This is a genomic window from Brachybacterium sp. UNK5269, from assembly GCF_049266655.1.
Lineage (GTDB): Bacteria > Actinomycetota > Actinomycetes > Actinomycetales > Dermabacteraceae > Brachybacterium.
In genome coordinates this window covers 2,797,757-2,820,737 of sequence record NZ_CP184883.1, presented here as the reverse complement: position 1 = coordinate 2,820,737, position 22,981 = coordinate 2,797,757, and the positions used below count along the sequence as shown (strand labels likewise).

22 protein-coding genes and 1 riboswitch are annotated in these 22,981 nt (G+C 74.6%); of the genes, 13 read left to right on the top strand and 9 right to left on the bottom strand.

All coding sequences use genetic code 11. The features are described from left to right. Window positions 1–59 precede the first annotated feature (59 nt). Window positions 60–434: a PLD nuclease N-terminal domain-containing protein gene (locus tag ACOJUI_RS13185; RefSeq protein ID WP_422115402.1), complete on the bottom strand. Its 375-nt coding sequence runs from the start codon at window positions 432–434 to the stop codon at window positions 60–62. An 83-nt stretch (window positions 435–517) separates the two neighbouring features. On the opposite strand from ACOJUI_RS13185, the gene ACOJUI_RS13180 reads away from it, so the two are divergent. Further along, complete coding sequence (locus tag ACOJUI_RS13180) at window positions 518–922, top strand: DUF4229 domain-containing protein (RefSeq protein ID WP_422115401.1); 405 nt, start codon at window positions 518–520, stop codon at window positions 920–922. Here the strand turns inward: ACOJUI_RS13180 and ACOJUI_RS13175 are convergent. The 4 genes from ACOJUI_RS13175 to ACOJUI_RS13160 form a co-directional block, all read right to left on the bottom strand. Continuing rightward, on the bottom strand, window positions 903–1,799 hold the full coding sequence (locus ACOJUI_RS13175) for a 1,4-dihydroxy-2-naphthoate polyprenyltransferase (RefSeq protein ID WP_422115400.1): 897 nt from the start codon (window positions 1,797–1,799) through the stop codon (window positions 903–905). The two genes, ACOJUI_RS13180 and ACOJUI_RS13175, sit on opposite strands and share 20 nt — an antisense overlap. 206 nt (window positions 1,800–2,005) lie before the next feature. Continuing rightward, window positions 2,006–3,292 carry an AMP-binding protein gene (locus ACOJUI_RS13170; protein WP_422115399.1) on the bottom strand — a complete coding sequence of 429 codons (1,287 nt, stop codon included), beginning with the start codon at window positions 3,290–3,292 and terminating at the stop codon, window positions 2,006–2,008. Between the two features lies 1 nt (window position 3,293). Continuing rightward, window positions 3,294–4,289 (bottom strand): 1,4-dihydroxy-2-naphthoyl-CoA synthase, encoded by a 996-nt coding sequence (locus ACOJUI_RS13165; RefSeq protein ID WP_422115398.1) that lies wholly within the window; start codon window positions 4,287–4,289, stop codon window positions 3,294–3,296. Between the two features lie 42 nt (window positions 4,290–4,331). Continuing rightward, window positions 4,332–5,213 carry an alpha/beta fold hydrolase gene (locus ACOJUI_RS13160; RefSeq protein WP_422115397.1) on the bottom strand — a complete coding sequence of 294 codons (882 nt, stop codon included), beginning with the start codon at window positions 5,211–5,213 and terminating at the stop codon, window positions 4,332–4,334. Window positions 5,214–5,290: 77 nt separating this feature from the next. Here ACOJUI_RS13160 and ACOJUI_RS13155 point away from each other — a divergent pair, with 77 nt between their 5' ends. From ACOJUI_RS13155 to ACOJUI_RS13140, 4 genes are read left to right on the top strand one after another with little or no spacing between them, the layout of a single operon-like run. Then, window positions 5,291–5,890, top strand: coding sequence for a TetR/AcrR family transcriptional regulator (locus ACOJUI_RS13155; protein WP_422115396.1), 600 nt, complete (start codon window positions 5,291–5,293; stop codon window positions 5,888–5,890). A 9-nt stretch (window positions 5,891–5,899) separates the two neighbouring features. Then, window positions 5,900–6,886 (top strand): o-succinylbenzoate synthase, encoded by a 987-nt coding sequence (locus ACOJUI_RS13150; RefSeq protein ID WP_422115395.1) that lies wholly within the window; start codon window positions 5,900–5,902, stop codon window positions 6,884–6,886. A gap of 34 nt (window positions 6,887–6,920) precedes the next feature. Then, entirely contained in the window at window positions 6,921–8,672 is a 1,752-nt protein-coding gene (gene menD, locus ACOJUI_RS13145) for a 2-succinyl-5-enolpyruvyl-6-hydroxy-3-cyclohexene-1-carboxylic-acid synthase (protein ID WP_422115394.1), read from the top strand. A 14-nt stretch (window positions 8,673–8,686) separates the two neighbouring features. Next, window positions 8,687–10,027, top strand: a complete 1,341-nt coding sequence (locus ACOJUI_RS13140; RefSeq protein ID WP_422115393.1) for a S1C family serine protease — start codon at window positions 8,687–8,689, stop codon at window positions 10,025–10,027. 3 nt (window positions 10,028–10,030) lie between these two features. Here the strand turns inward: ACOJUI_RS13140 and ACOJUI_RS13135 are convergent, their stop codons facing one another. Together ACOJUI_RS13135 and ACOJUI_RS13130 are read right to left on the bottom strand one after the other, a co-directional pair. Then, window positions 10,031–10,795, bottom strand: coding sequence for an isochorismate synthase (locus ACOJUI_RS13135; protein WP_422115392.1), 765 nt, complete (start codon window positions 10,793–10,795; stop codon window positions 10,031–10,033). Then, the gene (locus ACOJUI_RS13130) at window positions 10,705–11,325 is read right to left on the bottom strand and encodes a hypothetical protein (RefSeq protein WP_422115391.1); all 621 of its coding nucleotides are present in this window, start codon (window positions 11,323–11,325) and stop codon (window positions 10,705–10,707) included. Before ACOJUI_RS13130 ends, ACOJUI_RS13135 begins: the two co-directional genes overlap by 91 nt. A gap of 166 nt (window positions 11,326–11,491) precedes the next feature. Here ACOJUI_RS13130 and ACOJUI_RS13125 point away from each other — a divergent pair, with 166 nt between their 5' ends. After that, a complete protein-coding gene (locus tag ACOJUI_RS13125; RefSeq protein WP_422115390.1) occupies window positions 11,492–13,087 on the top strand; it encodes a DUF6350 family protein in 1,596 nt (531 codons plus the stop codon). Here ACOJUI_RS13125 and ACOJUI_RS13120 read toward each other — a convergent pair. Further along, window positions 13,065–13,484: a hypothetical protein gene (locus ACOJUI_RS13120; RefSeq protein WP_422115389.1), complete on the bottom strand. Its 420-nt coding sequence runs from the start codon at window positions 13,482–13,484 to the stop codon at window positions 13,065–13,067. The two genes, ACOJUI_RS13125 and ACOJUI_RS13120, sit on opposite strands and share 23 nt — an antisense overlap. A 112-nt stretch (window positions 13,485–13,596) precedes the next feature. Here ACOJUI_RS13120 and purN point away from each other — a divergent pair, with 112 nt between their 5' ends. From purN to ppk2, 3 genes are all read left to right on the top strand, one after another. Beyond that, the gene (gene purN, locus ACOJUI_RS13115) at window positions 13,597–14,199 is read left to right on the top strand and encodes a phosphoribosylglycinamide formyltransferase (RefSeq protein WP_422115388.1); all 603 of its coding nucleotides are present in this window, start codon (window positions 13,597–13,599) and stop codon (window positions 14,197–14,199) included. Between the two features lies 1 nt (window position 14,200). Further along, window positions 14,201–14,278: riboswitch (ZMP/ZTP riboswitch) on the top strand. Between the two features lie 11 nt (window positions 14,279–14,289). Beyond that, a complete protein-coding gene (gene purH, locus ACOJUI_RS13110) occupies window positions 14,290–15,987 on the top strand; it encodes a bifunctional phosphoribosylaminoimidazolecarboxamide formyltransferase/IMP cyclohydrolase (protein ID WP_422115387.1) in 1,698 nt (565 codons plus the stop codon). A 139-nt stretch (window positions 15,988–16,126) separates the two neighbouring features. Next, window positions 16,127–17,032 carry a polyphosphate kinase 2 gene (gene ppk2 / locus ACOJUI_RS13105; RefSeq protein WP_422115386.1) on the top strand — a complete coding sequence of 302 codons (906 nt, stop codon included), beginning with the start codon at window positions 16,127–16,129 and terminating at the stop codon, window positions 17,030–17,032. Between the two features lie 78 nt (window positions 17,033–17,110). Here the strand turns inward: ppk2 and ACOJUI_RS13100 are convergent, their stop codons facing one another. Continuing rightward, window positions 17,111–18,622 (bottom strand): aspartate ammonia-lyase, encoded by a 1,512-nt coding sequence (locus tag ACOJUI_RS13100; protein WP_422115385.1) that lies wholly within the window; start codon window positions 18,620–18,622, stop codon window positions 17,111–17,113. Between the two features lie 83 nt (window positions 18,623–18,705). Here ACOJUI_RS13100 and ACOJUI_RS13095 point away from each other — a divergent pair, with 83 nt between their 5' ends. The 4 genes from ACOJUI_RS13095 to galK all read left to right on the top strand — a co-directional run bounded on the left by ACOJUI_RS13095 (window position 18,706) and on the right by galK (window position 22,974). Then, complete coding sequence (locus ACOJUI_RS13095) at window positions 18,706–18,996, top strand: DUF3017 domain-containing protein (protein ID WP_422115384.1); 291 nt, start codon at window positions 18,706–18,708, stop codon at window positions 18,994–18,996. A gap of 90 nt (window positions 18,997–19,086) precedes the next feature. Then, a complete protein-coding gene (locus ACOJUI_RS13090) occupies window positions 19,087–20,571 on the top strand; it encodes a threonine/serine ThrE exporter family protein (RefSeq protein ID WP_422115383.1) in 1,485 nt (494 codons plus the stop codon). A 7-nt stretch (window positions 20,572–20,578) separates the two neighbouring features. Continuing rightward, window positions 20,579–21,640, top strand: a complete 1,062-nt coding sequence (locus tag ACOJUI_RS13085) for a lactonase family protein (RefSeq protein ID WP_422115382.1) — start codon at window positions 20,579–20,581, stop codon at window positions 21,638–21,640. Window positions 21,641–21,750: 110 nt separating this feature from the next. Then, a complete protein-coding gene (galK, locus tag ACOJUI_RS13080; RefSeq protein WP_422115381.1) occupies window positions 21,751–22,974 on the top strand; it encodes a galactokinase in 1,224 nt (407 codons plus the stop codon). Window positions 22,975–22,981: the final 7 nt, after the last annotated feature.

Below are 22,981 nucleotides of genomic sequence, written 5' to 3'. Positions count from 1 at the left end.
ACATGGCACGGCCCGGGACGGATCATCCGTCCCGGGCCGTGCTGTTCGCGGGGTGAGGGTCAGGCGCCGCGGTCGTCCTCGCCGGGCGCGGTCCCGCCAGCGCCGCCGTCCCCGTCGGCCCGGTTCTCGCGCCGGCGGCGTTCGCGCTCCCGCTGCTCGCGGCGGATGTCCTCGTCGAGCTTGCGCAGGAAGTCCGGATCCTCGTCCGGGGCGAGCGGGCCGCGCCGCTGGGGCCTGCCGCCGCCGGCCCCGCCGCTGCGCTCCTTGCCGACGAACAGCCAGGTGAGCGGGCCCACCCACGGCAGCAGCACGATCAGCACGATCCATGCCCACTTCGGCACGCCGCGCACCTTGTCGTCCTCGGTCTGCACGCAGTCGGCGAGCGCGAAGACCGTCAGGGCGATGGAGAGAACTGCTATGAGGCCGCGGAGCATGTCCCGAGTGTAGGCACCGTGCCTGATCGCCCGGTGGGCTCGGGCGCAGCCGGGGCCCCAGGCGGGCGAACTACCCTGGTCCCATGCGTCCCTTCCTCCTCTACGCCGTGCTCCGCCTGGGCCTGTGGGCCGTCATCTGGTGGGTGCTCACCCTGCTCGACGTCGGGGTGCTGCTGGCAGCGGTCCTCGCGGCGCTGATCGCGATGCTGATCTCGATCCTGTTCCTGGACCGGCTGCGGGACCAGGCGGCGATGCGCTGGAAGGACGCCCGTGAGCGACGGCTCGAGCAGCGCGGGCAGCCGGCCGACGACGACGCCGACTACGAGGACCAGATGCTGGACGACGACGCTCCCCGCAGCGGCGAGCGGGCGCCCGACGCTGCCGCGGGCCCTGCGCAGCTGCCGGATGCGGGCCCCACGCATGTGGAGGCGCCGGACGACGGGACCGACGCCTCGGCGCAGGACCGGCTCAGAGGATCAGACCGATGAGCAGCAGCAGCGAGTAGACCAGCTCCAGGCGCCCGGTCGCGCCCAGCACCGGGATCAGCTCGCGTCCGCTGGTCCCCTGCAGCACCCGGCGCACCGGGCCGATCGCCAGCGGCAGCGCCAGCAGCACCAGCGCCACCGCGAGGTGCTCGAGGATCACGGGCACCATCAGCGCGAACGGCGCCAGCACCGTCGCGGTGTACAGCGCGCGGGTGCCGCGCTCCCCGAGCCGCACCGCGAGGGTGCGCTTGCCGGCGACGGTGTCGGTGGGGATGTCGCGCAGGTTGTTGGTGAGCATCAGCGCCACGGCCAGCAGACCGATCGCCACCGAGGCCAGCAGTGCCACCCAGCTGAGCTGCCCGGTGATGGCGTAGGCGGTGCCGTTGACGGCGACCAGCCCGAAGAACAGGAACACGAACAGTTCGCCGAGCCCGCGGTAGCCGTAGGGCTTCGCACCGCCGGTGTAGAACCAGGCGGCGGCGATGGCCGCGGCCCCGATCAGCAGCGTCCACCAGATCTGGGCCAGGGCGATCAGCGCCAGCCCGAACCCGGCGCCGAGGGCGAGGGCGACGATCGCGGCCCGCTTGACGGTCGCCGCCGGGGCCGCGCCGGAGCCGGTCAGGCGGAAGGGCCCCACCCGGTCGTCATCGGTGCCGCGGATGCCGTCGGAGTAGTCGTTGGCGAAGTTCACGCCGATCTGCAGGGAGAAGGACACCCCCAGGGCGAGCAGCGCCCGGGGGACCACCAGCGACCAGTCGACGCTCCCGTACAGGCTCTCCAGCTGCCAGATCGCGGCGCCGGTGCCGGCGGCGACCGGGGCCAGGGCCGCCGGAAGGGTGCGGGGTCGGGCGCCCTGCACCCACTGCGACAGGCTGGCCATCGTTCTCCTCGTCGGAAGTTCGCGGCCGCCGCTCGGCGGCCGCATCGAGGATACGCCGCGGCCCGCCCCGGCCCCGGCCCCGGCCCCGTGGCCGACGGCACACGCCCGGGCCGGGGTGACGACGTCGGGGGACAGCGAGCCCGATGCCCCCGACCCTGCAGCTTCCAGGAGCGGCGCGGGGAGCCGCTCGGGGAGGCGCCGCGAGCTCAGCCGGCGGCGAGGCGGCGGGCGGCGGCCCGGTCGACCTTGCCGATCCCCAGCAGCGGGAGCTCCTCGACGACGTGGACGCGCTTCGGGAGCATGTGGCCGGGCACCTCGCTGGTGCGCAGCGCCGAGCGCACCAGGGCCGTGGCCTCGGCGGGGTCCAGCCCCGGCGCGAGGGTCACGAGCGCCTCGACCCGCTGGCCCCACTCGGGATCCTCGACCCCCACCACCACGCTCGCGCGCACCATCCCGCGCAGCATCAGCGAGCGGTCGATCGCCCGCTCGACGTCCTGGGGCAGGACCTTGCGGCCGCCGGTGATGATGACGTCGTCGGCCCTGCCCAGCACGGTCAGGGCGCCCTCGGCGTCGAGCTCGGCGAGGTCGGAGGTGGTGAAGGTGCGGGGGGCGCCGGGGAGGAAGGGGGCGGTGTCGGCGCCGCCGTCGGCGGTGAGGTAGCCGGTGGCGAGGGTGGGGGAGGCGATGAGCAGCCGCCCCGCCCCGGCGGCGTCGGGCTCCTGGACCCGCAGCTCGACCCCGGGCAGGGGCCGGCGGTCGTAGACGCAGCCGCCCGCGGTCTCGGAGGAGCCGTAGGTGGTGCGCACGGCGATCTTCAGGGAGCGGGCCCGGGCGAGCACGTCGGCGCTGGTCGCGGCGCCGCCCACCAGCACCGCGGCGAAGCGCTTGAGCAGTCCCCGAGCGCGGGCGTCGGGGCCGGTGCCGCCGGTGACCAGCCGGGTCAGCTGGGTGGGCACCAGGGAGGTGAGCGCGGGCAGACCGGCCTGCTCGGCCTGGGCGAGGGCGGGCTCGGCCAGTGCCACGAAGGCGGCGGCGTCGAAGTGACCGCGCAGGTCCGGCAGCGGAGACGGCAGGGCGGGGGCGGGAAGGCCCAGCACCTGCGCGGTGCGGTGGGCGCGGGCGAGGACCTGCACGCCGGCGATGTGCGTGGGCGGCAGCAGGGGAAGCCAGAAGCCGTGGCCGCGGGTGTCCGCGGCGGTGCCGTCGGCCGCGAACAGCTGTGCGGTCGCGTCCTGTGAGGCGAGCAGCGCCGTCCGGGTCAGGGCGACGGCCTTCGCGGTGCCGGTGGAGCCGGAGGTGGGCACCACCAGGGCGGTGTCCTCGAAGCCGGGTGGCAGCTGCGCGGGCGGCGGGAACGGGCCCAGCCAGAGCCGTGCCCGCCCGGCCAGCATCTCGCCGATGGCGTCCGCATGGGCGGTCAGCGAGGCGGCGGAGGCGTCGTAGCCGGGCGGGACCAGCCAGGGCCGGGAGTCCGCGGGGGCGGCGGGGTCCATCTCAGCCCTGCGGATGGGGGAAGCGCGTCCAGTCGGGGTCGCGCTTCTCGAGGAAGGCGTCGCGGCCCTCGACGGCCTCGTCGGTCATGTACGCCAGGCGCGTCGCCTCGCCGGCGAAGACCTGCTGGCCCATCAGCCCGTCGTCGGCGAGGTTGAAGGCGAACTTCAGCATCCGGATCGCCTGCGGGGACTTGGTGGCGATGGTCGCGGCCATCGCCAGTGCCTCCTCCTCGATCCGCTCGTGGTCCACGACGCGGTTGACGGCGCCCCAGTCGCAGGCGTCCTGGGCGGAGTACTCCTCGGCGAGGAAGAAGATCTCCCTGGCCCGCTTCTGGCCGACCTGCTTGGCGAGGTAGGCGGAGCCGTAGCCGCCGTCGAAGGAGCCGACGTTCGCGTCGGTCTGCTTGAAGCGGGCGTGCTGCCGGGAGGCGATCGACAGGTCGGCGACCACGTGCAGGGAGTGCCCGCCGCCCGCGGCCCAGCCGTTCACGACGGCGATGACCACCTTGCCCATGGTGCGGATGAGGCGCTGCACCTCCAGGATGTGCAGCCGCCCGCTGGAGCCGGTGCGCACCGGGGAGGTCTCGCCCAGCTCCTCGGCCGCGGAGTACTCGTAGCCGGCGCGGCCGCGGATCCGCTGGTCGCCGCCGGAGCAGAAGGAGTGGCCGCCGTCCTTGGGGGAGGGACCGTTGCCGGTGAGCAGGATGACGCCCACCCCGGTGTCGAGCCGCGCATGGTCCAGCGCGCGGAAGAGCTCGTCGACCGTGTGGGGGCGGAAGGCGTTGCGCACCTCCGGGCGGTCGAAGGCGATGCGCACCGTGGGCAGGTCGCGCTGGGTGCGCTCGCCGTCGGGGGACTCCACCCGCTGGACGGCCCGGTGGTAGGTGAGGTCGGTGAAGGCCGGCCCGCCGTGCTCGCTCGCGGGCACCTCCCGCCAGGCTCGGGGGTCGAAGGTGTCGGACACCTGGCGGGGCAGCGGGGCAGGGGCGACGGTCATGGGGGACAGGGTAGTCCGGGCCGCTCGTGCTAACCCTTCCGGTCAGGCCGCGCGCGCGAACCAGTCCACGCAGAGCTCGGCCACCTCCTGGGGTGCGTCATCGGTGATGAAGTGGGCGGCGTCCTCGACGTAGGCGAACTCGATGCGGTCGGCATAGCGCTGGGGAGCGCGGCAGAGGCGTCCCATCAGATCCTCGGTGGTGGGGCGGTCCTGGCGACCGAACACGACCAGGGTCGGCACGGTCAGCCGGCGCCGACGGTAGACGCCGCGCAGCATCCGCATCGCCTCGGGCAGCACCAGTCGCCGGGTCAGGGGGCGCACCGCCGCGTCGACCTCGGGTCGCTGCAGCGGCGCGAGGTGGGCCTCGATGGTGGCCGGCGACATCGGGTGGGCGACGTAGCGCGGCGAGAAGGTGCCGGCCAGCGAGGCGCCGGGACGATGCCAGATGAACCGCGGCAGGTGCGTGAAGGCCGGGAACAGCCTCGGGCCGATGGTCGCGAAGGCGGGCCAGACCGAGAGCTGCACCGCGGTGCGCACCCGCTGGGGATGCTCGTAGCTCAGCTGGATGGCGGTCAGGACGCCCATGTCGTGCGAGACGAGGTGGACGCGGTCGATCTCGAGCGCATCGAGCAGGGACAGGACGTCGTGCAGGCGGGTGGTGCGCCTCAGCCGAGGGTCCTCGGCGACGGTCCAGCCGGCACCGCGCAGATCAGGGCACAGCACTCGGTAGCCCCGGGCCGCGACGGCGGGGGCGACGCGGCTCCACTGCCACCAGTGCTCGGGGCAGCCGTGCAGCATCAGGACGGGTTCGCCCTCGCCGATGGCGGCGAGGTGGGTGCTCAGTCCGGGGGTCTCGATGACGTGGTGCTCCGCGCCGGGCATCGCCGGCAGCGGCGGGGACCAGAACGCGGTGGTGGTGGACATGGGAGCCTCCCTCGATGGAAGCGATCTACTATGTTTGTAGTAGATCGTCAGCGTAGATCCGTCGGAGGGGGATGTCCATGGCCGCGGCCACCCGTCAGCGAGCGCTCGAGGCGGCCGTCGAGCTGCTGGGTGCGCACGGGGTGCGCGCCCTGACCCACGCCCGGGTCGACGAGCTCGCCCAGCTCCCGCCGGGCTCGACCTCGAACTGGTTCCGCACCCGCCGCGCCCTGCTGGCGGGCGTGGTGGACTGGATCGCGGAGCGGGAGCGGGTGGACTTCGATCCGGCCTCGCTGCCGGTCATCACCGGGATCGACGAGCTGGTGGACGGGCTGTGCGCCATGACGGACCTGCAGTCAGGGCCCTTCGCGGCCCGCACCCGCGCCCGGTACGCCCTCTTCCTCGAGCTCGCCGACGATCCCGAGCTCGCGCTGCCGCTGCGGCACCAGCGCCACGAGTTCGAGCGCTGGACGGAGCAGCTGGTGGCCGCCGTCGGCATCCCCGACCCGGTCCCCGCCACGCGGGCGGTGATGGCGCTCGCCGATGGCCTGCTCCTGCACCGCCTCACCGTCGATCCCGGCCTCGACCTGCGCCCGGCCATCGACCGCACGGTGCGGGCGCTCGCCGCCGGCGCGCCCGGCGCGGCCGCCGCGCCGCACCGGGCGGCGGAGCCTCGCTAGCCTGATCCCATGCGCCTTCCCACCGCCCTGCGCGAGCGCGGCATCGACCGCGCGCACGCCTGGTCGATCCCCATGACCACCCGGTTCCGCGGCCTCACCGAGCGCGACGGGGTGCTGCTGCACGGCCCGGCCGGCTGGGCCGAGTTCTCCCCGTTCTGGGACTACGACCCCGCCGAGTCCGCCGCCTGGCTGCGCGCGGCGCTCGCCGACGCCACCTCCGCGCGCCCCGCGCCGCTCCGCGAGCGGGTCGAGGTCAACGCCACCATCCCCGTCGTGCCCCCGGTCCTCGCCCATCGCCTCGCCCGGGTCGGCGGGGCCCGCACCGCGAAGATCAAGGCCGCCGATCCCGGGTCCACCCTCGCCGAGGACGCCGAGCGGCTCGAGGCCGTCCGCGACGCGATGGGGCCGCAGGCGCAGCTGCGCATCGACGCCAACGCCGCCTGGACCCTCGACGAGGCGCTCGCGGCGCTGCCGCTCCTGGACCGGGCCGCCGGCGGCCTCGAGTACGCCGAGCAGCCCTGCGCCGCCCTCGAGGACCTCGCCGCCCTGCGCCGCGCGCTCGACATCCCCATCGCCGCCGACGAGTCCGTGCGCCGCGCCGAGGACCCGCTGCGGGTCGCCCGCGCGGGGGCCGCCGACGTGCTGGTGATGAAGGTGCAGCCCCTGGGCGGGGTGCAGCGCTGCCTGGACCTGGCCGCGCAGGCGGGACTGCCGGTGGTGGTCTCCTCCGCCCTGGAGAGCAGCGTCGGCCTCAGCGCCGGGCTCGCGCTCGCCGCCGCCCTGCCGGAGCTGCCCCACGCCTGCGGCCTGGCCACCGCCACCCTGCTCACCGGCGACCTCGTCGAGCAGCCCCTGCACGCCACGGACGGCACCCTGCCCGTCGCCCGCCCCGAGCCGTCCCCGGAGCTGCTGGACCGCCACCGCGCCGACGCGGAGCTGACGGCCCGCTGGGAGCAGCGGCTCGCCGTCTGCGCCGAGCACCTCGAGCGGGCCTGAGCCGCCCCGCGCGCACCCGAACTACGCTGACGGGGTGCCCCCGCAGACCGCCCCCACCACCCCGCCCGCCTGGATCCACGCGCCGCGGCCCACCGGCTCCGGCGCCGTCGACCAGTCCGTGGCCCTCTGGAGCGCCCTGGCGGCGCTCGGGGTCACCGACGCGGTCCTGGCGCCCGGCTCCCGCTCCGCGCCGCTGGTCTACGGTCTCGCCGCACCGGAGATCGAGGGCCGGATCCGCGCCCACGTGCGGATCGACGAGCGCGCGGCGGCCTTCACCGCGCTGGGCCTCAGCCGGCACGACCCCGCCCACCCGGCCGCGGTCGTCACCACCTCCGGCACCGCGACCGCGCACCTGCACGCCGCGGTGATGGAGGCCCACCACTCCCGGATCCCGCTGCTCGTGCTCACCGCCGACCGGCCCGCCGAGCTGCGGGAGGTGGGGGCCAACCAGACCACCCGCCAGGCCGGCATGTTCCGCTCGCTGGTGCGCTGGGACGTGGACCTGCCCGCCCCCACCGCCTCCGCCGCGAGCCCCGTCGAGCTGCGCACCGCGGTCTCCACCGCCGCCCGGGCCGTCGCCGCCGCGACCGCGGAGCACCCCGGGCCGGTGCACCTGAACCTCTCCTTCCGGGACCCGTTGGTCCCGCGCCCCTCCGCCGGGCCCGCCCCCGCGCAGCAGGAGCGCGCCCGGATCGTGCTGACCCACCGCGCCCGCCCCGCCGCTCCCGCCCCGCAGCCGGTCCCGATCTCCGATCGGACCGTGGTGATCGCCGGGGACGGCGCCGGGCCCGCCGCCGCCGAGCTCGCCGACCGCCACCTGCTGCCGCTGCTGGCCGAGCCGAGCTCGGGCGCCCGCCACGGTCGCACCCTGATCGCGGGCTACCCCGCGCTGCTGACCGAGATCATGGCCGACCGCACCCATCCGCTGCGCCCGCAGCGGGCGATCGTGCTGGGCCACCCCACGCTCTCCCGGCCGGTGGTGGCCGCCCTGCTGGGGGCCGACGACGTCGAGGTGATCGTGGTCGATGCCCAGCTGGACTGGCCCGACGTCGCCCGCCGCGCCCGCCTGGTGGTCCCCGCGGCGGTCGGGCAGGAGGAATCCGACGAGGACGCCGAGGACGGTCAGCGCAGTGAGCGCCGCCGCGAGCACCTGGCCGCCTGGCGCGAGGCCGCCGCGGAGGTCACCGCAGCGCTGCCCACCAGCTGGCAGCGCCGCGCCGCGCTCGCGGTGTGGCGGGCCACCGGGGCCGACGACGTCCTGGTGCTCGGCTCCTCGAGCCTGGTGCGGGACCTCGAGCAGCATGCCGGGGCGAGCCGCGCCGCCGTCATCGCGAACCGGGGCCTGGCCGGGATCGACGGCACCACTTCGATGGCCGGCGGCCTCGCGCTCGCGCGCCGGCCCGCGGCGGCGGCCGACGGCGCCGCCCCGGCGGCCGCGCCGGGCCGGGTGCGGCTGCTGGTGGGCGACCTCACCGCGCTGCACGACCTCACCGGACTGGTGATCGGCCCCGACGAGCAGCGCCCCGACCTCGACGTGGTCATCGTCGACGACGGCGGCGGCCGCATCTTCTCCGGCCTCGAGCACGCCGCCGCCCCGCCCGCCCTGCTGCGCCGCTTCTTCACCACCCCGCACGGGGTGGACGTCGCCGCGGCCGCCGCCGCGCTCGGCGCCGCAGCCCAGCGGGTCACGGCCGAGGAGCTGCCGGCCGCGCTCGCCCGGACGGAGGGCGGCCTGCGCGTCCTCGTCGTCCAGGAGACGTCCAGCTCGGATTCGTTGAATTCTTGAGGAGCGGTGCTCTCATGGAACCCATGAAGGACGATCACGCACCCCAGGACGAGTACCCGACCCCGCCCCCGCGGATCCCGGGATCCGAGGCACCCACCCAGCAGCTCCCCGGCGCCGCGCACTCCCCGAGCCCCTGGTCCATGTGGGATCCGTACGGCTCCGGCTCGTCGACCCCCGTCACCGCCGCGGCTCCGGCGTCCGCCGAGGCCCCGACGGCGGCCGCACCGGCCCCCGGGCGGCGGCGCGGCCCCGGCTGGGGCGGCGTGAGCGGCCTGGTGGCGGCCGGAATGCTGCTCTCCAGCGGGCTGACCCTCGGCGGGGTCGTCGCCTACGACCAGCTCCTGACCGATGAGGCACCGGCGCTCTCGCAGCCCGCCGCAGGGACCGGCACGGAGGCCTCCCCGGCCTCGGTCTCCACCGTCGAGGACCCGGACTGGGCGGCCGTCGCCGAGCAGGTCGCCCCGAGCGCCGTCGCGATCCAGGTCGTCACCGAGGGCGGCACCGGCCAGGGCACCGGGGTGGTGCTCGATGCGCAGGGCACGATCCTGACCAACAACCACGTCGTCGACGGTGCCCGGTCGGTCGAGGTCAGCACCGTCGACGGCCTGGTCCACACCGCGTCCGTCGTCGGCACCGACCCCGCCACCGACCTCGCCGTGATCCGTCTGGACAGCCCGCCGGCGGACCTCCAGCCCGCCACCTTCGCGGACTCCTCGACCCTGGTGGTCGGCCAGCCGGTGATGGCGCTCGGCACCCCGCTGGGCCTGGAGAACACCGTCACCACCGGCATCGTCTCCGCGCTGGACCGCCCGGTGACCGCCTCGGGGGAGGCCTCCGACGGCTCCGATACCACCTACACCTCGGCCATCCAGACCGATGCGGCCATCAACCCCGGCAACTCCGGCGGGCCCCTGGTCGACGCGGCCGGCCAGGTGATCGGCATCAACACCGCCATCGCCGGGATCCCCAATGCCGCCGGCCAGGCCGGCAGCATCGGCCTCGGCTTCGCGATCCCCTCGAACACCGCCACCATGATCGCCGAGCAGCTCCAGGAGGACGGCACCGCCGAGCACGCCTTCCTGGGCGTCACCACCCAGGACGGCGAGGTCGCCGGCGACCGGGCGGCCCATCGCGGCGCGCAGGTGGTCAGCGTCGAGCCGGGCAGCCCCGCCGCCGAGGCGGGCCTGAGGGAGGGCGACCTCATCATCGGCATCGGGGAGAGCCCCGTGGGCGGCGCCGGCGCGCTGACCGGTGCGGTGCGCGGGCTCGAGATCGGCTCCACCCACTCCTTCGAGGTGGTGCGCGACGGGTTCGTGCAGAGGGTCGAGATCACGCTGGGCGTGCGCCCGTCCTGATCCTCAGGCGGGCTCCGAGCCCCGCAGCGCCCGCAGCATCGGCCGGCACTTGGCGAGCACCTCGGCATGCTCGGAGACGGGATCCGAGGCGGCCACCAGTCCACCGCCGGCCTGCAGCACCGCCGCATGGTCGTCGACCAGGTGGGCCATCCGCAGGGCGATCGCCCACTGCCCGTCGCCGCGGGCGTCCATCCACCCGACCGGGGAGGCGTACCCGCCGCGGTCCTGGGGCTCCAGACGCGCGATGATCTCGTCCGCCTGCTGCCGCGGGGTGCCGGAGACGGCGGCCGAGGGGTGCAGCCGGGAGGCGACGTCGAGGCTGGTGATGCCGCTGCGCAGCCGCGCGCTGACGTCCGAGGCGAGATGCTCGAGGCCCGGCAGGCGCAGCACGAACGGCTCCGCGGAGACCTCGATGTCCTCGGCCAGGTCCGCGAGCCGCTCGATGACCGAGTCGACCGCGAAGGCGTGCTCGGAGCGCTCCTTCACATCGGAGCGGAAGGCGCGCCGGTCGAGCTCGTCGAGCTCGCCGTCGTCGGCCACCGCCCGGGAACCGGCGAGGACCCGCGAGAACACGCGGCCGTCCTCGGTCTGGGCGAGCATCTCGGGGCTCGCGCCCACCACGTCCTCGAGGTGGTACACCCAGGTGCTCGGATAGGCGTGGGCCAGCCGGGTCAGCATCAGCGCCGGGTCGAGGCGGGCGGTGGTGCGGACCGTGGTGCGCTCGGAGAGCACCACCTTCTCGGCCCGGCCCTGGCGGATCTCGTCCACGGCCTGCTGGACCAGGGCCTGGTACTCGTCGGGCGTGTGGTCGGCCTCGAGGTCGAGTGCGGGGGCCGCGCGGCGGCGACGGGGGAGGAGGGGAACAGGTCGCGCCAGGAGGTCGGCGGGGTCGGCTCCTGATCGACGCCGACCACGGTGAGGAACGCCTCGCCGTCATGCACCCCCAGCACGGCCCGCGGCACCATCAGCGTCGACGCCCGCGCCGAGGCGTCGGCATAGGAGAAGCTTCCCAGCGCGATCAGGCCGCTGGTGCGCACCCGCACCTCGTCGTCGACCAGGGCGCGGTCGGCGAGCGCCTGGAAGGCCGTGCTCGCGGCCGCGAAGCGGTCCGGTCCGGCGGTCCGCGCCGACCAGGCCGAGCCGAGGGCGACGATGCCCTGGCCGTGGCGCAGCCAGGCCCCGCTGACCTGGGACGGGATGTGCCCCGGAAGGTCGACGGCCTCGTCGATGCGCAGGGTGCGGACGAACAGCACGGCCTGGTCATCGACGGGCTCGGGACGCGGGATCGGCTCAGACATCGCTGTCATTATGCGGCACCCGGCAGCGGCGGCGCCGTGACCCGCGTCCCCTTCCGCGATGCACGGGACGGGGCCGCGGAATGCGACCATGGACCGGCGACCCCGCCCGTGGGGAGCCCGGAGCCGACCGGCTCCGCGATGGTCACATCCCTTTCAGGAGCAGTGCGTGAGCAGCAACGTCGGCAGCATCTCGACGCCTCTGGTGCGCGGTGCCCTCGGTGCGCTCGGCTCCCTCGGGATGGCGCTGGCCGTGGTGGTCGTGCCCGCCCTGGCCGCGCAGGTCGCCGGGACCGCCTCCACCGCCACGTCGCTGGACGCGATCATCATCGCCCTGAACATCCTGGTCCTCGGCCACGGCGGCGGCATCATGCTGAGCACCGGGGTGATCGACGGCGCGGTCACCCTGACGCCCTTCGGGCTGCTGCTGATCCTGCTGCTGCTGTCCGGCGCCGCCATGCGCCGGGTGGGCCGCGCGCTGCGCCCGGTCCGCGACGACGGGGTGCTGCGGGTCGGGGCGCTGCGCGACGTCGGCGCGGCCCTGGCCATGTACGCCTCGGTCTACGCGGTCGGGCTCGCCGTGCTGGCGGGCGTCGGCCGCAGCGTCGACACCGCGCCGATGCTGACCTCCGCCGCCGTCTCCGGCGCCATGGTGGCGGTGATCGGCGGCCTGACCGGGCTGCTGTTGTCCCTGCGCCGGGAGCCGACGGCGACCGTGCCCGGGGTGCGCGTGCTGGACCTGCTGCCGGCCCCGTACGGGGACATCGCCCGGGCCGTGCTGCTGGCCGTCAGCGGACTGCTCGGCAGCGGGGTGCTGGCGCTGCTGGTGCTGCTGGCGACCACGGTCCCCGACCAGGCGGCCCTGTTCGACGCGCTGGCCCCGGGCATCGTCGGCGGCATCGTGCTGACCCTGGTCCAGCTCGCCCTGCTGCCGCTGCTGGCGCTGTGGGCCCTGGTGGTGCTGCTGGGCGGCACCGTCGGGGTGGGGACGGGAACCGCGATCTCGCTGGACGGCGCCCAGACCGGGGTGCTGCCGGCGCTGCCGGTGCTGAGCGCGCTGCCCGCTCCCGGTGACTTCCCGAGCTGGACCTGGGCGCTGATGATCGTGCCCGCCCTCCCTGTGGCCCTGGGCGCCGTGCGCCTGGTGCGCGACGTCTCCGGCCTCGGCCTCCGTGACCGGATCACGGCCTGGATCGCCTACCCGCTGGTGGTGATCGGGGCGGTGCTGCTGCTGGCCGGGCTCTCCACCGGCGGCATCGGCGACGGCCGCCTGGTGCACCTGGGCCCGCAGATGAGCACCCTGGCGGGGCCGCTCGCCGCGATCGTGGCGCTCGCCACCGCGCTGGTGCTGGGCGTGCTCGCCACCGGGCTGATCCCCTGGACCCGCCGCGCCCGCGCCGCGCTGCGGGAGCGGATCGAGGCCGCGGAGCGCACGGAGCGCGGAGAGACCGCCGCACCCGGCCGGACCGCCCCCCGCGGGAACGCCGACGACCCGATTCCTACCGCCGGGGCCGCCGGGGCCGCCGGGGCCGACGGTGCGGACGAGGTGGACGAGGCGGACCGGGCCGAGGATCCCGCGGCGCCGCAGCCCGAGGCCGCGTCGGCGCCGGAGGCCGAGACGGAGCCGGGCGACGACGCCGAGGCGGGCGACGACCCCGAGGCCGAGAGCCTCGAGGCCGAGAGCCCCGCGGCCGTCGCCGAGCCGTCCGGGGCCGCCGCCGCGACCCGGCGCAGCAGCTGGTTCAGCCGCCGACGAGGTCGTTGATCCACTGGGCCATCGAGCCCTGCGCCTCCGCGTTGCACTGCGCCCGGGCCTGCTCGGTCAGTGCCGCGGCCAGGCAGTCCTGGAGCTCGGCCATCGGGGTGTAGAACACCAGCGAGAGCACCGCGGTGCCCATGATCATCAGCGTGGCGGGCACCCCCAGCAGCGCCGCGAACAGCGCCATCCCCAGCCGCCGCGCGGCGATGGACCGCACGATCAGGATGATCAGCAGCACCAGGGCGACCAGCGCCGTGAGCCCCGAGAGGATCGAGAACGGCAGCGGCGCGAGCAGCAGCAGCCAGGTGGCGAGCAGGGACAGCGTCAGCCCGCCCACCAGGCGGCGGTGGCGCGCCCTGCGGTCCTCGTCGGTGCGCGTGCTCTGATCCCGTTCGCTGTTCATCGCCACCCATTGTGCCTGCTCGCGGGCGACGCGGGGCCTGACCGGCCGGCCCGACCCCCGGCGCGGCAGGACCAGCCCCGGGCCGGCCCTCCGCTGCCACTACCCTGAGGGCGTGTCCCGCACCCCCGTCGTCGTCCTCATCTCCGGCACCGGCTCCAACCTCGCCGCGCTCCTGGCGAGCGCCCGCGACCCGCAGTGCCCCTACGCGGTGGTCGCGGTGATCGCCGACCGCGAGGCGAGCGGGCTCGAGCACGCCCGCGCCGCGCAGATCCCCACCGAGGTGGTCCGCCTGCGCGACCACGCCGACCGGGAGGCCTGGGACCGCGCCCTCGCCGCAGCCGTGACCCGCCACCGCCCCGAGCTGGTGGTGCTGGCCGGCTTCATGAAGCTGGTCGGCCCGCCGCTGCTGAGCGCCTTCGGGGGCCGGATCATCAACACCCATCCCGCCCTGCTGCCCGCGTTCCCCGGCGCCCACGGGGTCCGCGACGCCCTCGCCCACGGCGTCAAGGTCACCGGCGCCAGCGTGATCGAGGTCGACCCCGGGGTGGACACCGGTCGGATCCTCGCGCAGGTCGCCGTGGACGTCCTCGAGGGCGACACCGAGCAGACGCTCCACGAGCGCATCAAGGCCGCCGAGCAGCCGCTGCTGGTCGAGGTGGTGCGCCGCCTGACCAGCCCTCGGCCCGTCGGACCGCAGGCGGCCGGCTCCCGCTAGAGTGGCCGGACACGACTGGCGAAGGTGGGCGACCACCGGGGAGTGACCGACGCGCGCATCGACCGCCTGGGTGCGCGCGGCAGGGCATGAATGCGCCCTGCACCCGATCCGAACAGGAGCTCCCCCGTGACCACCACCCAGCGCCGCCCGATCCGCCGCGCCCTGCTGTCCGTCTTCGACAAGACCGGCATCGTGGACCTCGCCCGCACGCTCGCCGAGCAGGGCGTCGAGATCGTCTCGACCGGCTCCACCGGCGCCACCGTCCGCGAGGCCGGGATCGACGTCACCGACGTCGCCGCGCTGACCGGGTTCCCCGAGATGCTCGACGGCCGGGTCAAGACCCTGCACCCCCGCGTCCACGCCGGGATCCTCGCCGACCAGCGGCTCGAGACCCACCGCGAGCAGCTGGCCGAGCACGGGATCGAGGCCTTCGACCTGGTGGTCGTGAACCTCTACCCCTTCAGCGAGACCGTCGCCGCCGGCGGCAGCGCCCAGGAGATCATCGAGAAGATCGACATCGGCGGCCCCTCCATGGTGCGCGGCGCCGCGAAGAACTTCGCCTCCCTCGCCGTGGTGGTCGATCCCGAGGACTACGCCGCCGCGGGCGAGGCCGCCGCGGCCGGCGGCTACACCCTCGCCGAGCGGCAGGAGCTCGCGACCATCGCCTTCACCCGCACCGCCGAGTACGACGCGGCGATCAGCCAGTGGATGCTCCAGCAGCTCGCCGGTGAGGACGCCGACGAGGTCGACGAGCTCCTCGAGGGCGCCGACCAGGACGCCCCGATGACCGTGCTGGACCTCAGCGACGAGGACGCCGCCCAGCTCGGCTTCACCACCACCCTGCGCTACGGCGAGAACCCCCACCAGCGGGCGCGCCTGGCCGTGACCGACGAGGACGAGCCGGGCCTGGCCGGGGCCGAGCAGCTGGGCGGCAAGCCGATGAGCTACAACAACTACGTGGACGCCGACGCCGCGGTGCGCGCCGCCTACGACCACCCCCGTCCCGCGGTCGCCGTGGTCAAGCACAACAACCCCTGCGGCATCGCCGTCGCGGGCGCGGGGGAGGACATCGCCGCGGCGCATCGCCGCGCCCACGCCACCGACCCGCTGTCCGCCTACGGCGGGGTCATCGCCGCCAACCGCCCGGTCACCCTGGCGATGGCCGAGCAGGTCAAGCCGGTCTTCACCGAGGTCATCCTGGCCCCCGACTACGAGGACGCGGCGCTCGAGCTGCTGCGCACCAAGAAGAACCTGCGGATCCTGCGCCTGCGCGGCGAGTACTCCCGCACCCTCGAGATGCGCGAGATCTGGGGCGGGATGCTGGTCCAGGACGCCGACCGGCTCGACGCCGAGGGCGACGACCCCTCGAGCTGGACCCTCGCCGCCGGGCAGGCCGCCGATGCGCAGATGCTCGCGGACCTCGCCTTCGCCTGGCGCTCCGTGCGCGCCGTGAAGTCCAACGCGATCCTGCTGGCCGCCGACGGCGCCGCCGTGGGCATCGGCATGGGCCAGGTCAACCGCCTGGACTCCTGCCGCCTGGCCGTCTCCCGCGCCAACAGCCTGGGCGCGCCCGCGGAGGGCGGGACGGCGCCGGAGCGCGCCCGCGGCGCCGTCGCGGCGTCGGACGCCTTCTTCCCCTTCGCCGACGGGGCGCAGATCCTGCTGGACGCCGGCGTGCGGGCGATCGTCCAGCCCGGCGGCTCGATCCGCGACGACGAGGTCATCGAGGCCTGCCGCGCCGCCGGCGCCACCCTCTACCTCACCGGCACCCGCCACTTCGCGCACTGAGCCCCGCTCCGGGGCGCGGGTCCGCCATGGCGCGGACCCGCCCCGGGCAGGGCGCGGACCGTGCCCGGCCCGTCCACCGGTCGCCGTGCGCGACCTCTACAGTTGTGCCCATCGACCCGCGTCAGCCGAAGGAGTGAGCGTGAAGATCCCCGACAACCAGAGCCTGCGCGAATACATCGAGCATCTGCGCGAGGAGGGGTACTCGGTCGCCGACGGTCACACCCCCGATCCGGACCTGATCGATCCCCAGGGGAACCCGGTCTACACCTGGCAGGAGGGGTACCCGTACGACACCCGCATGGACCGGGACGAGTACGAGCTCCAGAAGTACCAGCTGCAGGTCGAGCTGCTGAAGTTCCAGTACTGGCTGGAGGACAACGACCAGAAGGCGATCATCATCTTCGAGGGGCGGGACGCGGCCGGCAAGGGCGGCACCATCAAGCGCTTCACCGAGCACCTCAACCCCCGCACCGCGCGGGTGGTCGCGCTGAACAAGCCCAGCGACCGCGAGCGCGGCCAGTGGTACTTCCAGCGCTACATCCGCCACCTCCCCACCGAGGGCGAGATGGTGCTGTTCGACCGCTCCTGGTACAACCGCGCGGGGGTGGAGCGGGTGATGGGCTTCGCGACCCCGGAGGAGTACGAGACCTTCATGAACCAGGTCCCCTACTTCGAGCGGATGCTGGTGGACTCCGGCATCCACGTCACCAAGTTCTGGTTCTCGGTCTCGCAGAAGGAGCAGCGCACCCGCTTCGCGATCCGTCAGCTGGACCCGGTGCGCCGCTGGAAGCTCTCCCCGATGGACCTCGAGTCGCTGGACCGCTGGGAGGCGTACACGCTGGCCAAGGAGGAGATGTTCCGCCGCACGGACAAGCGGTACGCGCCGTGGACGATCATCCGCTCCAACGACAAGAAGCGCGCCCGGCTCAACGCGATGCGCTACTTCCTGTCCCAGTTCGAGTACGAGGACAAGGACCACGAGGTGGTCGGCACCCCGGACCCGAAGCTCGTCATGCGCGGCAAGATGGAGGAGGCCGACGAGTGAGCCGACCCGGCGACGCGCCGAGCGCCGGTGCCCGCCTACGCGGGGCCGGCGCTCGGCGCATCATCCGGCGGGCGATGCTCAGACGTCGGCGGGATCGGCCTGCGGGCGGGCGACCTCACCCGAGTCCGACTCCACGTCCAGCGTGATCGCCGGGATGGTGCCGGTGGCCGTGGGGCGCACCGGACGGGTCATCGACGAGGGCGAGAGCAGGTTGGTCAGGCGCCGCTCGTCCAGCAGCCCCCGCTCGAGCACCAGCTCGGCCACCGGTCGGCCCGTCTGCAGGGCCGACTGGGCGATGTCGGTGGCCGCGGCGTAGCCGATCACCGGCACCAGCGCGGTGACCACCCCGATGGAGCGGCGCAGGTAGTCCTGCAGCACGTCCCGGTTCAGGGTGATCCCGGCGATGCAGCGATCGGCCAGGGTGTTCATGGCCCGGGTCATGATGCGGGTGGACTCGAGGATGTTGAAGCAGATCACCGGCTCGAAGGCGTTCAGCTGCAGCTGGCCGCCCTCCGCGGCGAAGGTCACCGTGAGATCGTTGCCGATCACCTCGAAGGCGACCTGGTTGACCACCTCCGGGATCACCGGGTTCACCTTGCCCGGCATGATCGAGCTGCCCGGCTGCACCGAGGGCAGGTTCAGCTCGTGGAACCCCGCGCGGGGGCCCGAGGACAGCAGGCGCAGGTCGTTGCAGATCTTGGAGATCTTCACCGCGATCCGCTTGAGGATCCCCGAGAAGGTCACGAAGGCGCCGGTGTCGCTGGTGGCCTCCACCAGGTCGTCCGAGACCACGAAGGGGATGCCGGTGAGCTCCGCGAGCTCCGCGGTGGCCATCTGCGCGTAGCGCGGGTCCGAGGTGATGCCGGTGCCGATCGCGGTCGCCCCCAGGTTGATCTCCTGGAACAGGGTCGCGGTGCGGGTCAGGCGCTGCACGTCCTCCGCGATGGTGGTGGCCCAGCCGTGGAACTCCTGGCCCACCGTCATCGGCACCGCGTCCTGCATCTGGGTGCGGCCCATCTTCAGGTCCGCGCTGAACTCCTCGCCCTTGCTGCGCAGCGTGGTGATCAGGTGGTCCATCGCCTCGGCGAGCGCCGGGAAGGACAGCATCATCGCCAGCCGCACCGAGGTGGGGTACACGTCGTTGGTGGACTGGCCGAGGTTGACGTGGTTGTTGGGATGGAGGTGGTCGTACTCGCCGCGCCCATGGCCCAGGATCTCCAGGGCCCGGTTGGCGATCACCTCGTTGGCGTTCATGTTGGTGCTGGTGCCGGCGCCCCCCTGGATCATGTCGACCACGAAGTGCTCGTGCAGCGCCCCGCCGACGATCTCCTGACAGGCCTGGTCGATCGCCGCGGCCCGCTCGTCGTCGAGGGCGCCGAGGCGATGGTTCGCCCGCGCGGCCGCCCGCTTCACCTGGGCGAGGGCCTCGATCAGGCGGGGGAAGTGGTGCAACGGCACCCCCGAGATGTGGAAGTTCTCCTGCGCCCGCAGGGTCTGGATGCCGTAGTACGCACCGGCCGGGACCTCGCGGTCCCCGAGCAGGTCGTGTTCGCGGCGGGTGGGGCCGGTCGTCGCACCGGGGCTGGTCATCGGGTGATCCTCCAGGTCGGCGGTGGTCGACGGCGCTGCCGACCACGGCCAGCGTAACCGGAGGCGGCCCGTAGCATGGACACGTGCGCGAGCCCGGATCCCCCTTCACCCTGGCCGCCGCCCTCCGGCGGCAGGCGGTGCTGACGACCGCCCTGGCCGCACTGGCCGGGGTCGTGGGCATCGGGGTGCTGGTCTCCGCACCGCTGGCCGGGGTGCTGCTGGCCGCTCTGCTGGTGGTGCTGGCCGGGCTGCGCGCGGTGCTGCCGGTCCGCGCCGTGGGGGCGCTGGCGGTGCGCTCGCGAGGGTTCGACGTCGCCGTGCTGCTGGGGCTGGCCCTGACGATCGGGGTGCTGACGGGCTCGCCCAACCTCTGAGCGGGCCCTCGTCGGCCCCGCCCGGGCGGTGAGGGATCTGGCATGTCCCCGGGTGTGGGCGCCGGTCACCGGTATGGCACGATCGATGCCGTGCCCACAGACTCCGCCCGGCTCCATGCCGTGTTCGACCTCGCGATGAGGATCGGGGAGGGGCTGCTGACCAACGGGGCCGCCGCCTCCGAGGTCACCGCGACGGTGCTGCGGGTGACGAGCTCCTCCGGACTGCGCAACGTCTCGGTCCAGGTGACGTTCAACGAGGTGACGATCTCCTACCTCCCCGACGAGTCCGCGACCCCCTTCACCCGGGTCCGCTCCGCGAGCTCCCGGGTGCAGGACTTCGCCCGGCTGGCCGCCTTCGAGGACATCACCCACCAGTACATCTCCGGTGAGCTGCCGCTGAACGAGGCCCGCCACCAGGCCGCGACCATCCCCCAGAAGCAGTCGCTGTACCGCAAGCCGCTGGTGATCGCCGGCTTCGCGGTGATGGGCGGCGCCGCGGCGCTCAGCTTCGGCGCCGGCACCCTGGTGGTGGCCGCCGCGACCCTCGCCGCCGGGCTGCTGATCGCCCTCGGCGAGCTGCTGGCGCGGTGGAACATCCCGGAGTTCTACGCGCAGGTGATCGGCGGCTTCGTCGCCGTGGGCGCGACCGTGGTGGTCGCCCTGATCGACTCCTCCGTGAACCCCTCGATCGTGGTCGTCTCCTGCCTCATCGTGCAGCTGGCGGGGCTGTCCTCGATCAGCGCCGTGCAGGACGCGGTCACCGGCTGGTACGTCACCGCCGCCGGCCGGATCCTGGAGACGCTGATGCTGACGGTCGGGATCGTGGCCGGCGTGCGCGGCGGCATCATGCTGGCCGAGGCGATCGGCGCCGACATCTCGGTCACCGCCGCCATGCCCGTCACCCTCACCACCGCGGTGGTGGTGGTGATCTCCGGTCTCGGGATGGGGCTCGGCTACGGCGTCGGCACCCAGGTGCCCTGGCGGCTGCTGCCGGCGGCGGCGCTGATCGCCGCCGGCTCCGGGCTCGTCGCCCACCTGCTGACCGGGCTCGGCCTGGACCGCACCTACACCGTCGGGATCGCGGCCTTCGCCGCCGGGCTGATCGCCACCGCCCTCGCCGACCGGCTGCGCGCCCCGGCGCTCGCCTTCGTGATGGCCGGGGTGATCCCGCTGGTGCCCGGCAGTCGCATCTATCGCGGCCTGCTGGGGCTCGGGGACGACGTCTCCGTCGGCGCCGCGGAGCTGCTGGGAGCCGCCGAGATCGCGATCTCGATCGCCGCCGGGGTGGTGCTCGGCCAGCTGCTGGCCTCGCGGATCATGCCCTACTTCCGCCGCAGCGCCATCGCCTACACCCCGGCGATCTCCTCGCCGTTCACGACCCTGCGCCGGCGCCGGCTCTCCCTCGGCTCGCGCCGGCTGCGGCGCCGTCACGGCGCGACGGTGGTCGAGCCGTCTACGATGACCGGTGAGATGACAGCGCTGTCTCCCGCGATGTTCGAGGATCCCTCCTTCCTGGAGCACCTCGATCCGCCCACCGACCACGGGGGCGACTCGGGGCGACGCATCGACCCGTAGGAGAGACATGAGCACGTCCGCACTGATCGCCCTCGGCGGCTACTCCACCCGCGGCACCGGGCGCGGCCCGGGGGTCGAGCTGCTGCGCCTGACGCCGCGGCCGGGGGCCGCCCCCGACCTCGAGCGCCTGGCGACGGTGGACCTCCCCGATCCCTCCTTCGTGCTGTGGAGCAGCGACGGCTCCGTGCTCTACGCGGTGCTGGAGGGCGAGCCCACCCGGGTGGTGGCCGTGCGCGTGACCTCCGACGGCGTCCGCGCCGAGGTCGTCGCCGACCTCGCCCTGGAGGGCGCCGGCGGCTGCCACCTCGCCCTCGCGAGCCCCTCGACGCTGGTGGTGGCGCAGTACGGCTCCGGCTCGGTCGTCACCGTGCGCCTGGACGCGGACGGGCTGCCCGTCGAGCAGATCGACCTCGACGACCACCACGACCGCGCCGACGGACAGGATCCGCACCCCCATCAGGTGGTGCCGCTGCCGGGCACCTCCCAGCTCGCGGTCCCGGACCTCGGCCTGGACCGGGTCTTCCTCTACCGCCAGGACGCCGCCGGCCAGATGGGACTGACCGGGGAGATCCCGCTGAGCCGGGGCAGCGGGCCCCGCCACCTGGTGCCCGACCACGAGTCCGAGCAGATCCACATCGCCTGCGAGCTCTCCGGGATGGTCGCCACCGCGGTGCGCAGCGAGCAGCCGGCCGGCCGCTCCGCCCCCGCCGTGATGCAGAGCCCGGCGCACCGCTGGAGCGTGCGCTCCATGATCCCCGCCAGCGCCCGCGAGGGCGCCGATGCGCTCTCCCACATCGAGCTCTCGGCCGACGAGTCCCTGCTGCTGGTCGCCAACCGCGGACCGGACACCCTGTCCCTGCTCTCCCTGGCCGGGATGCGGCCGGAGCTCGTGGCCGAGCACGAGGTCGGGGCGCATCCGCGGCACTTCACCCAGCTGGAGGACCTGGTGCTGGTGGCGGCCCAGGAGGGCGACCGGATCGACGTCCTGCGCCGGCAGGGCGAGCAGCTGAGCGTCGCCGCGGAGCCGATCCCGGCCCCGTCCGTGGCCTGTCTGGCAGTGAGGCCCTGAGCACTCCTCCAGCTCCCCTACCGAGCGGAAGGTTAGACTCTGCGTCGCCGAGCCGGGCAGTACGCGATCGAGTCAGCGGCTCGGCATCCGCCTGCTCCGGAAGGAAATCCATGTCGCCAGCCGCCGAGACCACCGCGGTCCTGCTGTCCGCCGCCCCCGATCGCTCCGAGGCCGCCGCCCGCGCCGAGCAGCGCTTCGTCGAGTCCTTCGGCTACGCGCCGGACGGGGTGTGGTCCGCGCCGGGCCGGGTGAACATCATCGGCGAGCACGTCGACTACCAGGACGGGCTGTGCCTGCCGATGGCGATCTCGCACCGCTGCTTCGCGGCGGCGGCGCGGACGCCCACGAACCGGCTGCGGCTGCGCTCGGCCCAGGACGAGCTGGTGCTCGACATCGACGCCCGCGAGCTCACCCCGGGGGCGGTCACCGGCTGGCCGGCCTACGTGGCCGGCGTGCTCTGGGCCCTGGACCCCTTCATCTCCGGGGCGGCGACCCGGGGCATGGACATCATGATCGACGGCCAGGTGCCGCTGGGGGCGGGGCTCTCCAGCTCCGCCGCCCTCGAATGCGCGGCCGCGGAGGCCATCGAGGCGCTGCTGAGCCTGGGCACGACGCGGCTGGAGCGGGTGCGGGCCGCGATCACGGCGGAGACCGACTTCGCGGGCGCCTCGACCGGGGGCCTGGACCAGTCCGCCTCGGTGCTCTCCCATGAGGGCCACGCCCTGTTCCTGGACTGCCGCGACCTCTCGACCCGCCCGGTGCCGTGGGACCTCGCCTCCCAGCAGCTGGCGCTGCTGATCACCGACACCCGCGCCGAGCACTCCCATGTGGACGGCGAGTACGCCGCACGTCGCGCGGACAGCGAGCGGGCCGCCGCGCAGCTCGGGGTGCCGACGCTGCGCGACGCCGACGTCGACCAGCTCGAGACCCTGCTGGGACGCCTCGGGGACGAGGTGGTGCGCCGCCGCGCCCGCCACGTGCTCACCGAGATCCGCCGGGTCGAGCAGTTCGACGCGCTGCTCGCCGCCGGCACCGTGCGGGAGCAGGTCGGCGAGCTCGGCGCGCTGCTGAACGCCTCCCACGACTCCCTGCGCGAGGACTACGAGGTGACGGTCCCGCAGCTCGACGTGGCGGTGGACGCCGCCCGCGCCGCCGGCGCCCATGGCGCCCGGATGACCGGCGGCGGCTTCGGCGGCTCGACCATCGCCCTGGTAGAGGCCGATCAGGCGCAGGCGGTCGCCGAGGCGATCGCCGCCGCCTTCGGTCAGCACGGCTTCGCCGCACCGGAGTTCTTCCTGGCCCTGCCCTCGGAGGGTGCCGGGCAGGACCGCTGAGCCGGGC